10 protein-coding genes are annotated in these 13651 nt (G+C 66.4%); 5 read left to right on the forward strand and 5 right to left on the reverse strand.

Annotation, left to right across the window (positions count from 1 at the left end):
- Positions 1–235 precede the first annotated feature (235 nt).
- Together AB5K84_RS25490 and AB5K84_RS25495 are read right to left on the reverse strand one after the other, a co-directional pair.
- Entirely contained in the window at positions 236–1531 is a 1296-nt protein-coding gene (locus AB5K84_RS25490; RefSeq protein ID WP_011087079.1) for an N-acetylmuramoyl-L-alanine amidase, read from the reverse strand.
- A gap of 611 nt (positions 1532–2142) precedes the next feature.
- Positions 2143–3087: a hypothetical protein gene (locus tag AB5K84_RS25495; protein ID WP_269465756.1), complete on the reverse strand. Its 945-nt coding sequence runs from the start codon at positions 3085–3087 to the stop codon at positions 2143–2145.
- Here AB5K84_RS25495 and AB5K84_RS25500 point away from each other — a divergent pair.
- Positions 3052–5331: an Rne/Rng family ribonuclease gene (locus tag AB5K84_RS25500; protein WP_269465755.1), complete on the forward strand. Its 2280-nt coding sequence runs from the start codon at positions 3052–3054 to the stop codon at positions 5329–5331. The two genes, AB5K84_RS25495 and AB5K84_RS25500, sit on opposite strands and share 36 nt — an antisense overlap.
- Before the next feature lie 67 nt (positions 5332–5398).
- Here the strand turns inward: AB5K84_RS25500 and AB5K84_RS25505 are convergent, their stop codons facing one another.
- Positions 5399–6079 (reverse strand): helix-turn-helix domain-containing protein, encoded by a 681-nt coding sequence (locus tag AB5K84_RS25505; protein ID WP_011087077.1) that lies wholly within the window; start codon positions 6077–6079, stop codon positions 5399–5401.
- A gap of 209 nt (positions 6080–6288) precedes the next feature.
- Here AB5K84_RS25505 and AB5K84_RS25510 point away from each other — a divergent pair, with 209 nt between their 5' ends.
- The 3 genes from AB5K84_RS25510 to AB5K84_RS25520 are packed head-to-tail and all read left to right on the forward strand — an operon-like array spanning position 6289 to position 10303.
- Entirely contained in the window at positions 6289–7785 is a 1497-nt protein-coding gene (locus AB5K84_RS25510) for an amidase (protein ID WP_011087076.1), read from the forward strand.
- 45 nt (positions 7786–7830) lie between these two features.
- Positions 7831–9054 (forward strand): MFS transporter, encoded by a 1224-nt coding sequence (locus AB5K84_RS25515; protein WP_011087075.1) that lies wholly within the window; start codon positions 7831–7833, stop codon positions 9052–9054.
- Positions 9055–9070: 16 nt separating this feature from the next.
- Entirely contained in the window at positions 9071–10303 is a 1233-nt protein-coding gene (locus AB5K84_RS25520; RefSeq protein WP_011087074.1) for an NAD(P)/FAD-dependent oxidoreductase, read from the forward strand.
- An 88-nt stretch (positions 10304–10391) separates the two neighbouring features.
- Here the strand turns inward: AB5K84_RS25520 and AB5K84_RS25525 are convergent, their stop codons facing one another.
- On the reverse strand, positions 10392–11228 hold the full coding sequence (locus AB5K84_RS25525; RefSeq protein ID WP_011087073.1) for a helix-turn-helix transcriptional regulator: 837 nt from the start codon (positions 11226–11228) through the stop codon (positions 10392–10394).
- A gap of 102 nt (positions 11229–11330) precedes the next feature.
- Here AB5K84_RS25525 and AB5K84_RS25530 point away from each other — a divergent pair, with 102 nt between their 5' ends.
- Positions 11331–12215, forward strand: a complete 885-nt coding sequence (locus AB5K84_RS25530; RefSeq protein ID WP_011087072.1) for an SDR family oxidoreductase — start codon at positions 11331–11333, stop codon at positions 12213–12215.
- 33 nt (positions 12216–12248) lie between these two features.
- On the opposite strand, the gene AB5K84_RS25535 is transcribed toward AB5K84_RS25530, so the two are convergent.
- Positions 12249–13583: a dicarboxylate/amino acid:cation symporter gene (locus AB5K84_RS25535; RefSeq protein ID WP_011087071.1), complete on the reverse strand. Its 1335-nt coding sequence runs from the start codon at positions 13581–13583 to the stop codon at positions 12249–12251.
- Positions 13584–13651 lie beyond the last annotated feature (68 nt).

Below are 13651 nucleotides of genomic sequence, written 5' to 3' on the forward strand. Positions count from 1 at the left end.
GCCCAGTATCAGCCCCTTGGCGCTCAAAAACAGGCGCCAACCTCACGTCGCGCATTCACCGGCCTACTCAATTACGTCAGGGCCGGACCTAAGACGCTCGCCGAATGGGATTCTCGCCGATTCCGGAACCCCCTGCGGCGTTTTTATAAATCGCCCGCTGTGGCCAAACTAGGGCTTTTGCGGCGGGACGGAAAAACCCTTCCTCAATTCTCTCAATTCGACGATCCCCCGGTCGTCAATTCGACGATCCGGCGGTCGCCAGCCGCTTGGCCAGGAACCCGTCGATGGCTTGCGCCATCGCGCCCACGGCACGGGACCGCCAGCCCTCGGAGACCAGATGCTCGAGATCGCCCTTATTGGAGACATAACCGATCTCGACCAGCACCGACGGCACGTCGGGTGCCTTCAGCACCCGGAAACCGGCCGATTTCAGCGGATGCTTGTGCATCCGCACCGTCGACTTCATTTCGCCCATCAGCACATGCGCAAAACGGTTTGAAAACGTGCGGGTTTCCCGCTGCGTCAGATCGATCAGGATGTCCGCGACGTCGGTCGGCTCCTCCGCGAGATTGAAGCCGGCGATCGCGTCCGCGCGGTTTTCCGCGTCCGCCAGACGCTGGGCCTCGGCGTCGGACGCCTTGTCGGACAGCGTATAGATGGTGGCGCCCTGGGCATCCCCCTCGGCGCGCGGCAGCGCATCGGCATGAATCGAGACGAACAGCGCCGCCTTGATGTTGCGGGCGACCTTGACCCGGTCATTGAGCGGGATGAACGTGTCGTCGTTGCGCGTCATCACGACACGGTATTTGCCGGCCTTTTCCAGCCGGTCGCGCAGCGCCAGGCCAAAGGCCAGCACCAGGTTCTTCTCGCTCTCGCCGCTCGACTGCGTGCCGTTGTCGATGCCGCCATGGCCGGGATCGATCACGACGATCGGCCGGCCATCGGCCTTCTGCTGCGCCGTTTCCGGGCCCGCCGGCGCGGGCACCGTGGCGGGCGGCGCATCGGCGATCGCGGGCCGCAGCTCGGGCCGGTTTTCCGGGGCGAGCGATTGCACGAAGGCGGCGCGGTCGACCTCCTCCAGCTCGAGCACGAGCCGGGCCGGCTGGCCGTTGGCCGCCTCCAGCACGTAGGAATTGGCGATCTTGGCCGGCCCCGTCAGGTCGAACACGATTCGCGAGCCGCCGGGCATGACGAGCCCGTAGCGGAAGGCCTTGACCAGTCCCCGCCCGCCGGACCCGGTCCCCGCGGGCAGCTGAAAATTGACCTGGGGCACGTCCACCACCACTCGGTACGGGTCGGCGAGCGTGACGGCGCGGAAGCTGACGGTCCGGTCGATGTCGAGGATGAAGCGGGTCTGCTTGCCGTCGCCAGCCAGCCGGGCGGCCGAGGCGATTGGAAAATTCGCTACCGCAACAGAGGGGTGCGGCTGGCTTTCCGCGGCGCTCAGGCGGGAGGAATCAGCACATGGCAATGCCGCGGCGCATAGAAGCACGCATCCCAGCAGGACTCTTTGTTTTGCGCGGCTCGCCACCGATTTCGTGCCTCCGAGCAGCTTGTTTAACGCAATAGAACCACAGGGTTAATCGATCCTTAATGACAGGCGCGCGAAACTCGCTGACTGTGACCGCCGTGCGACGCTCCCTTGCACGGATGGCCCATTCCTCGTATGTACGGAATGCTGACGGCCGATATTTTCGGTTGTGTCGCATTCAGCCTCCCGGTGCAGCGCCGGAACTCTCAAGGTTTGGGAATTCCAGCGTTTTCCGTTCTCCTCTAAGACCAGCGCGGTGCGCGGCAGCGAGGTGGAGCGGGCCAAGCCCCGGCGGCGGACGGTTCCCGGGTACCACTTTTCCGGGACGGTTCGGACAGCGACGTAACCCATTACCCGGTCCCTTGATCCCAAGGGAGCGGTTCGTGATCCCCAAGGCGAGCGCGCTCGCGCCATGCCTGGCCAGCAGCAACTGATTGAGGGGCGGCCCCGCCGCCCAATGTTTCATACGGGCCGACGCTTGATGCGCCAGACTGTGCCGACGAATTCTGAAGGACCATTCGCGACGCTGCGGAGTGATAATCCCGCGCGCCGCCACGGCCCTGAGGCTTCCGGTCCGGCAAGGCGCGAGAGACGGCGTTTCGGCCTTCCCCTCACCCCCGAATCAGGTGGACCGTCGCGTCTCCCGGCGGCGCGATACGCGCCCACGGTGAATCGCGCCCGCCGCCGTCAAGAGTTAAGACATGCCCAACAAGATGTTGATCGATGCCACCCACCCGGAGGAGACCCGGGTCGTCGTGGTCCGCGGCAATCGCGTCGAAGAGTTTGATTTCGAGACCGCGCAACGCAAGCAACTGCGCGGGAATATCTACCTCGCCAAGGTCACCAGGGTCGAACCCTCGCTCCAGGCCGCGTTCGTCGAATATGGCGGCAACCGCCACGGCTTCCTCGCCTTCAGCGAAATCCATCCCGACTACTACCAGATCCCGGTTGCCGACCGGCAGGCGCTGATCGAGGCCGAGGAACAGGCCCATCGCGAAGCCGAGGAAGAGAGCGAGAACCGCTCGCACGGCCGCCGCCGCTCGCGTCACCGCAACGCCCGCCGCCGCGGTCACGGCGAACGCGTCCGCAGCGACATCGTCGAAGGCCTCGACGCCAGCGCCGATCCCGCGGCGCAGCCGGTCGAGGGCCAGATCCTGCCTGAGCACGCCGAGGGCGCTCCGCAAGAGGGCGAGCATCTGCACGCCGACGCGGAGCATCACGGCGAGCACGATGCCCATGACCACCACGAACATGATCACCACGATCATGATCACCATGAACACGCGCACGACGACCATCATCCCGATCACGCTCACGATCATGACGACCATGGTCATGACGGCGGGCACGATCATCACGACCACGATCATGCCGACGAGACGCCCGCGCCTGTCGCGGCCTTTGGCGCCGAACCGGTGGTCGCGACCGAGGCCGTTGCCGAACCGCAGGAGGCGACCTCCGAAGCGCACGCAGAGGCTCTGGCCGAAGCCGTAACCGCCGCCGCTGAACCGGCTGATGCCGTGTACGCTGCCGGCGAAAGCACCGAAGCTCCGCATCACGACGCTGACGCGGCGGCCGAGGACGACGACGACGAGGATGACGACGGCGAGGAAGCCGAAGAGGAAGTCGTCGAATCCGTCGGCGGCGACGACGTGATGGAGGAAGTGCCGGAGCGCACCTTCCGTCCGCGCCGCCAGTACAAGATCCAGGAAGTCATCAAGCGCCGCCAGGTGATGCTGGTGCAGGTCGTCAAGGAAGAGCGCGGCAACAAGGGCGCGGCGCTGACGACCTATCTGTCGCTCGCCGGCCGCTACGCCGTGCTGATGCCGAACACCGCGCGCGGCGGCGGCATCAGCCGCAAGATCACCAGCGCCCAGGACCGCTCGCGTCTGAAGGAAGTGGTGCAGGATCTCGACGTGCCCGAGGGCATGGGCATCATCCTGCGCACAGCCGGCGCCGCCCGCACCAAGCCCGAGATCAAGCGCGACTTCGAATACCTGATCCGGATGTGGGAGACGGTGCGCGACCTGACGCTGAAGTCGCAGGCCCCGACCCTCGTCTATGAGGAAGGCTCGCTGATCAAGCGCTCGCTGCGCGACCTCTACAACAAGGAGATCGACGAGATCTCGGTTGCCGGCGAATCCGGCTACCGCGAAGCGCGCGACTTCATGAAGATGCTGATGCCCGCCAACGTCAGCGCGGTGAAGCAGTATCGCGACGGCCAGCCGCTATTCTCGCGCATGGGCGTCGAAAGCCAGTTGGACGCGATGTTCTCGCCGACCGTGCAGCTGCGCTCCGGCGGCTACATCGTGATCAACCAGACCGAGGCGCTGGTCTCGATCGACGTCAACTCCGGGCGATCGACGCGCGAGCACCATATCGAGGACACCGCGCTCAAGACCAATCTGGAAGCGGCCGAAGAGGTCGCCCGCCAGCTCCGCCTGCGCGACCTCGCCGGCCTGATCGTCATCGACTTCATCGACATGGACGAGAAGCGCAACAACCGGGCGGTCGAGCGCAAGCTGTCCGATTGCCTCAGGCAGGACCGCGCACGCATCCAGGTCGGACGCATCTCGCATTTCGGCCTGCTCGAGATGTCGCGCCAGCGCATCCGTGCCAGCGTGCTGGAATCCTCGACCGATCCCTGCCCGCATTGCGGCGGCACCGGCCATGTCCGCTCGGTGTCCTCGGTTGCGCTCCAGCTGCTGCGCGGCCTCGAAGAGATCCTGATGAAGGGCGCGACCCACAATCTCGTGGTCCGTACCCGCACCGACGTCGCGCTCTACGTGCTGAACCACAAGCGCGGCCATCTGCGCGACCTCGAAAACGGCTTCAAGGTCACCCTGGCGGTCATCGCCGACCCGAGCGTCAGCGGACCGCAGGCCTACCTCATCGATCGCGGCGAGCAGGTGCATACGCTCGAAGCCGCCAAGGCGCTGCTCGCGGCGCAGGCCGCGGCAAGCCCGCCCCCGGTGGTTGAAGAGGCCTATGACGACGAGGAGTTCGATCCGGAGCTGGAATCCGAGATCGAGTCCGAGGAGACCGAAGGTCTCACTGAAGAGCAGGCTGCCGGCGAGGCGGCCCCCGAGCAGGACGGTCAGCGCCGCAAGCGCCGCCGTCGTCGGCGCGGCCGCGGTGGCCAGCGCGACGGCGAGTTGCGCGAGGATAGCGCGCCCACGCTTCCCGAGCCGGCAATGGTCGCTGGCGAGTCCGAAGAGGACGCCGAGTCCGAGCAGGACGGCGAGGAAGGCGAGGAACAGGCAGCCCGTGGCGAGCAGCAGGGCGGCGGTGAGCGCCGGCGCCGGCGTGGCCGCAGAGGCGGACGCCGTCGGCGTGGGGGCGGCGAGGAAGGTCTTGCCGGCTCCATCGGCGACGAGCTCGGCACCCAATCACCATCGGAAGCTACCGAAGCGGTGGCCGATTTCGACGGCTTTGGCGGCGAGGCTGCGCCTTCGATCGCGCAGGCCGAGCACACCGCCGAGCCGCAAATCGCGCCGCCTGAGCCGCGTGCCGAAGTGCAGGCCGAGGTGCCGGCTCAGCCGGAGCCAGCTCCTGCTGTCGTAACGGCGGAAGAAGAGCCCGCTGACGAGAAGGCCGCGCGGCGGCGCTCCACCGTCCGGGAAAAGGTGAGCTTCCTGTCGAGCAGCCCAAGCGAGCCCGCAACGCCTGTTGCGCAGGCGAGCGAGCCGGTCGCGCCGCCCGCGCCGGCACCTGCGCCCGCACCGGAAGCGGCAAGCGAAACGCCGGCCGCCCCACGCCGCGCCGGCTGGTGGTCCCGCCGTTTCGGCGGCGGCGAATAAAGTCGGACATAGAATAAAAAACGCCCGGCCAAGCCGGGCGTTTTTCGTTTCACCGCTAGCCAATCCGCTATGGCGGCAGCTCGTCATTACCGAGCGGCGCCACATCGCGCGAGGCGATCTGGCGGAGCTGGTCGTAGAGATCGGGCGCCTCGCTGGTGCACAGGCAGACGCCTTTTGCAGAAGGCGCCTCGCCAGCGTTGAGGTAGGCGTGGCCCATGGTGCTGTCGAGATAGATGCCGTCGCCCTCACCGAGGATCTCAGGCGCGTAAAACTCGGTGTGGACGGCGACGCGTCCGCTCGTCACCAGGAAATACTCCTCGCCGCCATGGCGCAACAGCGGGCCAAACTCCTCCAGCGAGCGCGCACGAACCTCGGCCACGATCGGCACCATGCGTTTGCCGATCAGATCGGTGCATTGATAGGTGTAGGTGTAGAATTTCGTGGTGATCACCTGCCCCTGCCCGGCCCGGCTGATGCTCCGCCGCGCGGTGACCGGCCGGCCCTGCACAGGCGCCGCGACCGCCGGATTGAACAGCTCGGCGATCTCCATCTTCAGGCCGGAGGTGAGCTGGAGCAGCTTGTCGTAGGTCAGCGACATCAGGCCGTTCTCGACCTTGGACAGGGTCGACAGCGCCATGCCGGTGCGCTCCGCGACCTGCTTGAGCGTCAGGCCGCGGGCCTGACGGGCCGCCTTGAGGCATTGGCCGAGCTGGGAATTGGCACCTTCGGGCGTCGTTATCTCGCTCATGCAGCAATCCTACCACGGCGATGGAAATATTGTTGGCCTATCCGTCTAATCTTTTCGGCCAAGACGCCCCTTGAGGGGCCTATTTGACGACCCGTTGGGCAGCAGCGCCAGCATTTGGGCACGAAATGCCCCGCTTTGACGATTATTGGTGCGTCGCCTTCACTTTCCGATATGCTAAATTGTTTTCATAATCTGAAAGGGGATTGGCATTGTCCGGACTTTGCGATTCCAGCGCCGTTGAGCTGCGCCGCCTGCTGGCCGCGCGGGCGATCTCGCCCGTCGAGCTGCTGGAGGCTTGCCTGTCGCGCATCGCCACCATCAATCCTGCCGTGAATGCCGTCGTGACGCTGGACGAGCCGGGCGCACGTACCGCCGCGAAAAAGGCCGAAGCGGCCATCCTTCGCGGCGAGGATCGCGGCGCCCTGCACGGCCTTCCCGTCCTGATCAAGGACACCCAGGACACTGCCGGGCTGCGCTCCACCTATGGCAGCCCCCTGTTGCGCGACAATGTACCGGTCGCCGACCAGGGCTCGGTCGCGCGGCTGCGCGCAGCCGGCGCCATCATCTTCGGCAAGACCAACACGCCGGAATGGGCGGCCGGCGGCAACACCCGCAATCCGGTGTTCGGCGCAACCGGCAATCCCTTCGATCCCATGCGCTCGGCAGCCGGCTCCTCCGGTGGCTCGGCGGTGGCGCTCGCCTGTGGCATGGCGCCGCTCGCCTCGGGCTCGGACACCGGCGGCTCCTTGCGCAATCCGGCAGGCTTCTCCGGCATCGTCGGCATGCGTCCGTCCTACGGTCTCGTGGCCAGCGAGAAGCGCGCCTTCGGCTGGTCGAACCTGTCGACCGACGGACCGATGGCGCGCAATGTCGCCGACACCGCGCTGATGCTGTCGGTGATGGCGAGCGACGATGTCCGCGATCCCCTGGCCTATACGCTGCCCGGCGAGCCGGTGCGCAGTCGCGCCGAACGCTGGGCTGCACCGCGTCCCGCGGACCTTGGCAAGCTGCGCCTCGCCTTCACGGAGGACTTTGGCTTCGCCCCGACCGAGCAGGCCATCCGTCGCGTATTCCGCGATCGTGTGGCGAGGCTCGCGCCGCTGTTCGCCGACTGCCGCGAGGCGACGCCGGATTGCTCCGGCGCCGACGACGCGTTCGCGGTTCTGCGCGCCGGCCTGTTCCTGGCGATGCACGGGAAGAACTACAAAGAGCGTCCCGAAATGCTCGGCCCGAATGTCCGCGCCAATGTCGAGGAAGGCCTGAGCTACACGCTCGAGGATCATGGGCGCGCCGCCACGACGCAGACGCGGATCTATCGCGCCTACCAGACCTTCTTTGAAACTTGCGATGTGCTGATCAGCCCGACCATTACGCTGAGCCCGCGCCCCTGGTCGGAGCTCTATCCCGCCGAGATCGACGGCGTGCCGACCAAATCCTATTTCCACTGGCTCGCGCTCGCTTATGCCGTGACGCTTCCCGGCCACCCCGCGATCAGCATTCCGCTCGGCCTCGATGAAGCCGGCCTGCCGTTCGGTCTCCAGATCGTCGGCCCGCGCGGCGGCGACGCCGTCGTGCTTTCGGTCGCCGCGAGCATCGAGGCCGCGTTCGCGGGCGATGCGCAATTGTGCCGGCCGGTGCCCGACCTGGCGCGGCTCGCCGCAGCGCCGCCGCTGTCGGCCGCGCCCGGTTTCCTCACCTGGGAATAACCCGACACCAGCCCTGGATGCACCGCCGGCGCAACGGAGACGAGCATGACGGAACTGCCGAGGAAAACCAGCGTCATTGCCTTCGTCCTGCTCTACATCGCCTACTGCATCTCCTACATCGACCGCGCGGCGATCTCGCTGGCGCTGGCGCAGATCGGCAAGGACTTCAATCTGCAGGCCGCCGATCTCGGCATCGTCATCAGCGCATTCTTCCTCGGTTATGCCGCGATGCAGGTGCCGGGCGGATGGCTCTCCGACCGCTTCGGCTCGAAATATGTGGTGATCGTCACCATCGTGATGTGGTCGCTGTTCACGGCGTTCACGAGCCTTGCCTGGTCGCTGATCTCGCTGATCGCGATCCGCTTCATCTTCGGCATCGCCGAGGGCGGCTTTCCGCCGGCGAGCATCCGCGCCATCGCCGAAGTGTTCAAGAAGGACAGCCGGCCGAAGATGTCGGGGCTGCTGCTGTCGTCGAACTATGCCGGCAGCATGGTCGCGCCGCTGATCATGGCGCCGCTGATCCTCTGGCTCGGCTGGCGCCATGCCTTCAACGCCATCGGCATCGCGGGCATCGTCTTCGCGGTGGTCTATTTCGTCTTCGTCCCCTATCTGGGACGCCCGGGCAAGGCCGATGCAGGCGCGCCAGTGAAGGCCGAAAGCCGCGCGCCGATGCGCGAGCTCATGAAGAATCCGCTGCTGTGGCAGTTGATGGTGGTGTGGTTTGGTCTCAGCTGCGTCAACAAGGGCCTGGATTCCTGGATGCCGCTCTACCTGCTCCAGCAGCGCGGGCTCGACCTCAAGACCGTCGGCGTCCTGGCGCCGATCCCGTTCGTGATGGCGACGATCGCGACCGCGATGGGCGGCTGGGTGATGACGACGTTCTTCTCCGAGCGCGAAAAATACCTGCTGATCGGCAGCTCCGCATTGACCGGCATCTTCCTCTACGCCATGTACAAGTCGGAGACGATCACGATGCTGATCGCGTTCCAGTCGCTGGTCTACTTCTTCAAATCCTTCGTGCTGGCCTCGGTGATTGCGCTTCCGACCAAACTGCTCCGCGACGACCAGATCGGATCGGGCGTCGGCATGGTCAATCTCGGCGGCCAGAGCGCGGGCTTCGTCGCCCCCGTCGCGATCGGCTTCATCGTGACCGGAACCGGATCGTTCGATGCCGCCTTCGGCTTCCTGGTGGCGATGACGGCGTTGTCCGTCGTGGTCGCGGCAACCATCAGCACGGCGCAGCCGAAGCTCGTAGCACAACCGGCCTGACAGGAGCATTCTGCCCATGCAAAGCGCGATCGTTCTCGGCGGCGGCATGATCGGCGTGAGCGCGGCGCTGCACCTGCGGCAGCGCGGCTGGACCGTCACGCTCGTCGACCGCAGGGAGCCGGGCCGCGAGACCAGCTACGGCAATGCCGGGATGATCCAGGCGGAAGCTGTCCGCCCCTATCCGATGCCGCGCGACCTCGCCTCGCTCCTGAAGATCGCGACCGGCCGCACCAACGACGTGCGCTACAGCCTGTCGTCGCTGCATCTCCATATCGAGCCCCTGCTCCGCTACTGGTGGCATTCGGCGCCGAAGCGGCATCGTGAGGCGATCGACGCCTGGGCCCGGCTGATCGCCTATGCGACGGCGGAGCACGACATTCTCATTCGCGAGGCCCACGCCGACAATCTCATTCGCCGCGCCGGATACCGGGCGCTGTATCGCGACGCCGCTGCATTGGATCTCTCGATCAAGGCCGCCGAGGAAGACCAGCACGAGTTCGGCGTGAACTTTCGTGTGCTCTCGGGCAGCGAGCTCGCCAAGGCCGAGCCGGTCCTGCGCGACGATCTTCCGGGCGCGATCCATTGGCTCGACACCTGGACCGTGTCCGATCCCGGCGCGCTGGTGACAGCCTATGCCGAGCTGTTCGAGCGCCTCGGCGGCAGGATCGTGCTCGGTGATGCGCAGTCGCTGCAGCAGACTGCAGCCGGCTGGTCAGTCGATACCGATCAGGGACGCATCGATGCCGCGACGGCCGTCGTGACACTCGGGCCGTGGTCGCCCGATCTGTTGTACAAATTCGGCTATCGCATTCCGCTGGTGCGCAAGCGCGGCTACCACATGCACTACAGCGGCGGCGCTTCGCTCGACCTGCCGCTGATCGACAAGGCCGGTGGCTACGCCATGGGGCCGATGGCCAAGGGCATCCGCATCACCACGGGCGCGGAGCTCACGAGCCCCGACGCGCTTGCAACGCCGGTGCAGCTCGCCAGCGCCGAAGCCTCCGCGCGGGAGCTGATCGACCTCGGCAAACGCGTCGAGCCCGATCCGTGGTTCGGCACCCGCCCCTGCACGCCCGACATGCTGCCGGTGCTCGGCCCCGCCCCGCTTCACCCCGGCCTCTGGATGAATTTCGGCCACGGCCACCAGGGCTTTACGCTTGGCCCTGCGACCGGGCGCCTGCTCGCCGAGATGATGAGCGGCGAGACGCCGGCAATCGATCCGACGCCGTACCGGCCGGAGCGGTTCTAGCTGCCGGCGTTGCGGCGCGCAGGGCGAGCGCGGCTGAGATGCGCAGCAGCGGGCCAGATGCAGGTTAAACGCGAAGCGGCAAATTCCATCAGTCGGCGCGCTCGGCCAGCAGCGTCCTGATGCGGTCGGCATCCTCAGGCGTCGCCGGATTGTAGACGATCATGCTGAGATCGGAGCGGCCCTCGACATTGAAGCTCGAATATTCGAACGACATGGTGCCGTGAACGGGATGCCGCAGCCGCTTGGTGCCATCGCCATGATGGCGCACGTCGTTGTCGCGCCAGAGCGCCGCGAACTCGGGACTGGTGCGGCAGAGCTCGTCGACGAAATCGGCGACATGCGAGACCGCGCCCGCGCGGGCGGCGTCCGCCCGAAACGCCGCCACCACGAAGCGGGCCACACTGTCCCAATCGTACTGCGCGGCACGCACGCGCGGATCGCAGAAGATGAAGCGCAGAATGTTGCGCTGTCCCGGCGGGATCGCGCCATAGTCCGTCAGCACGGCGGTCGCGGCCCGATTCCAGGCGACGACATCCCAGGTCGCGGTCCGCACCAGCGCCGGGCTGAATGCGAGTGCATCCAGCACGCGCTGCAGCCGCGGTGAGACGCCGTCGCTCGCCTGGTAGCGCACCTCGGGCGGGCGGCCGAGGCCGATCAGGAACAGATGCTCGCGCTCGACATCGGTCAGCATCAGGGCGCGGGCGATGCGGTCGAGCACGTCGGCCGATGGCGCGCCGCCGCGGCCCTGCTCAAGCCAGGTGTACCAGGTCGGACTGATATTGGCGCGCTGCGCCACCTCCTCGCGCCGCAGCCCGGGCGTACGCCTGCGGCTGCCACTGAGGCCGAACGCGGCCGCATCCAGGCGGGTGCGGCGATCCTTCAGATAGGCCCCGAGCAGGTTTTCGGCCGAAGCGGTTTCGCTCATCCTGTTAGCTATTATACCCCGATAAGGTCACTACTTTACCCGGATAACCCTAGCGCAGATGGTCCTCTCCACCAACCCTCTTCCGATCCCTGGAGACCGCTCATGCGTGTATTCGTCACTGGCGCCACCGGCTTCGTCGGCTCCGCCGTCGTTCGGGACCTGATCGCCGCCGGCCACAGCGTCACCGGTCTTGCCCGAACGGATGAAGGAGCGGCCGCCGTCACCGCGTTGGGAGCCGAGGTCCATCGCGGCTCGCTGGAGGACCACACCTCCCTGCGCGGCGGTGCGGCCGCCTCCGATGGCGTGCTCCACCTCGCCTTCAATCACGACTTCTCGAAATTCGCCGACAATTGCGAGCTCGACCGCCGCGCCATCCTCGCACTCGGCGAGGAGCTGAAGGGCTCCGAGCGTCCACTCATCGTCACGTCAGGCGTGGCATTGCTTGCGCCCGGGCGGCTCGCGACCGAGGACGATGCGGCGGCCCGCCACTTTCCGCGCGTCTCGGAAGCGACCGCCGAGGATCTCAGGGAACGCGGCGTCCGCGCCGGAATCGTGCGGTTGCCGCCCACGACCCATGGCGAGGGTGATCACGGTTTTGTGCCGCGCCTGATCGCGATTGCTCGCGAGAAAGGAGCCGCAGCCTATATCGGCGACGGCATGAACCGTTGGCCAGCCGCCCATCGCGTCGACGCCGCACGCGTCTATCGGCTCGCGCTGGAGCACGGTACATCCGCTCGCCGCTATCACGCGATCGCCGAGGACGGCGTGCCGTTCAAGGTGATCGCGGAGGTGATCGGCAAACGGCTCGGCGTGCCCGTGGTCTCGAAATCCGCTGATGAAGCCGAGCAGCATTTCGGCTGGTTCGCGCGATTTGCCGCCATCGACGTTCCGGCCTCGAGCGCGAAGACGCGCGCCCTGCTCGGCTGGGCGCCGCAAGAAAAAGGGCTGATCGAGGATCTCGACCAGCCCTATTATTTCCAGGCCTGACGGCGCTCAGCGCCGCCGTCGGCAGCCTGCAGATCAGTCCGTCGTGATCGCCGTTTCCATGTCGGTCGGATCGATCTGCCGGCTCAGCCCCGCGTTGAGCTTGTCGCGGTCGAGCTCACCCTCCCACCAGGCGACGATCACGCAGGCCACGCCGTTGCCGCAGAGATTGGTCAGCGCGCGGCATTCGCTCATGAACTTGTCGATGCCGAGCACGATCGCCATGCCCGGCACAAGGCGCGGGTCGACCACGGCAAGCGTCGCGGCCAGCGTGATGAAGCCCGCGCCGGTGATGCCGGAGGCGCCCTTCGACGTCAGCATCGCCACGACCAGGATCGTGAGCTGCTGACCGAAGGAGAGATCGAAACCGAGTGCCTGCGCGATGAACAGCGTCGCCAGCGTCATGTAGATGTTGGTACCGTCCAGATTGAACGAGTAGCCCGTGGGCACCACGAGGCCGACCACCGACTTGGAGCAGCCGAGCCGTTCCAGCTTCTCCATCAAGGATGGCAGCGCGCTTTCCGACGACGAGGTGCCGAGCACGATCAGGAGCTCGTCCTTGATGTAGGCCAGGAACTTGAAGATCGAGAAGCCGGCCAGGCGCGCGATGATGCCGAGCACGACGAACACGAACAGCGCGGCCGTGACGTAGAAGGTCGCGATCAGCCCGATCAAATTGAGGATCGCACCGGTGCCGAACTTGCCGATGGTGTAGGCCATCGCGCCGAACGCACCGATCGGCGCCGCGCGCATCACGATGGAGATGACGCCGAACACCGCATGCGCGGCATCGTCGATGAACGAGCGGATCGTGTGGCCGCGCTCACCGAGGCTCATGATCGCGAAGCCGAACAGCACCGAGAACAGCAGCACCTGGAGGATCTCGCCTTGGGCGAAGGCGCCGACCACGGTGTCCGGAATGATGTGCAGCACGAAGTCGACGGACTTCTGGCCGGCTGCCTGCTTGGCGTAGGTCGCAACGGCCGCCTCGTTTGCCGCCGCATTGCCGAAGCCCGCGCCCGGCCTCACCAGGTTGCCGATAATGAGTCCGATCACCAGGGCGAAGGTCGAGACGACCTCGAAATAGACCAGCGCCTTGACGCCGATGCGTCCGACCTTCTTGGCGTCCTGGATGTGGGCGATGCCCGAGACAACGGTGCAGAAGATGATCGGGGCGATCACCATCTTGATCAGCTTGATGAAGCCGTCGCCGAGCGCCTTGATCCAGTCGTTGGTGGCAACCGTCGGCCAGAGCCAGCCGACGATGGCGCCGAGCACGATGGCGATCAGCACTTGGACGTAAAGAACCTTGTACCACGGCTTGGCAGCGGCCGGCGCGACCGGCGTCCCCGCCATCGTTGTCGTTGTCATTGTTTCACTCCCCCTCGAAACGCCGGGCCAGCCAAGATCAACTTGGCCGGCCCTGTCAATTGGAACTG

This window comes from Bradyrhizobium sp. 1200_D9_N1_1 (assembly GCF_052075915.1).
GTDB lineage: Bacteria > Pseudomonadota > Alphaproteobacteria > Rhizobiales > Xanthobacteraceae > Bradyrhizobium > Bradyrhizobium diazoefficiens.

Coding starts and splice junctions, on each gene's coding strand:
- AB5K84_RS25495 (WP_269465756.1), bottom strand. CDS start 3,087: ATGCGGAGCTTCGGTGCTTTCGCCGGCAGCGTACACGGCATCAGCCGG.
- AB5K84_RS25505 (WP_011087077.1), bottom strand. CDS start 6,079: ATGAGCGAGATAACGACGCCCGAAGGTGCCAATTCCCAGCTCGGCCAA.
- AB5K84_RS25515 (WP_011087075.1), top strand. CDS start 7,831: ATGACGGAACTGCCGAGGAAAACCAGCGTCATTGCCTTCGTCCTGCTC.
- AB5K84_RS25520 (WP_011087074.1), top strand. CDS start 9,071: ATGCAAAGCGCGATCGTTCTCGGCGGCGGCATGATCGGCGTGAGCGCG.
- AB5K84_RS25525 (WP_011087073.1), bottom strand. CDS start 11,228: ATGAGCGAAACCGCTTCGGCCGAAAACCTGCTCGGGGCCTATCTGAAG.
- AB5K84_RS25530 (WP_011087072.1), top strand. CDS start 11,331: ATGCGTGTATTCGTCACTGGCGCCACCGGCTTCGTCGGCTCCGCCGTC.
- AB5K84_RS25535 (WP_011087071.1), bottom strand. CDS start 13,583: ATGACAACGACAACGATGGCGGGGACGCCGGTCGCGCCGGCCGCTGCC.